This is a genomic window from Alishewanella longhuensis, assembly GCF_014653435.1.
Classification (GTDB): Bacteria; Pseudomonadota; Gammaproteobacteria; order Enterobacterales; family Alteromonadaceae; genus Alishewanella; species Alishewanella longhuensis.
Genome location: NZ_BNAO01000002.1, coordinates 407,301 through 407,502, shown reverse-complemented (window position 1 = coordinate 407,502; position 202 = coordinate 407,301). Strand labels below are relative to the sequence as shown.

2 tRNA genes are annotated in these 202 nt (G+C 47.5%); both read left to right on the top strand.

Annotation, left to right across the window (positions count from 1 at the left end):
- The first annotated feature begins 1 nt into the window (after position 1).
- A tRNA-Phe gene (locus IE163_RS05900) sits at positions 2 to 77 on the top strand.
- Between the two features lie 43 nt (positions 78 to 120).
- Positions 121 to 196, top strand: a tRNA-Thr gene (locus IE163_RS05895).
- The last annotated feature ends 6 nt before the right edge of the window (positions 197 to 202 follow it).

Below are 202 nucleotides of genomic sequence, written 5' to 3'. Positions count from 1 at the left end.
TGCCCAGATAGCTCAGTCGGTAGAGCAGCGGATTGAAAATCCGCGTGTCGGTGGTTCGATTCCGCCTCTGGGCACCATAATTTAAGTGGTGTTGTTTAAACGATACTAGAAAATTGATTTGCCGCTTTAGCTCAGTTGGTAGAGCAACTGACTTGTAATCAGTAGGTCATCCGTTCGACTCGGATAAGCGGCACCAACGTTT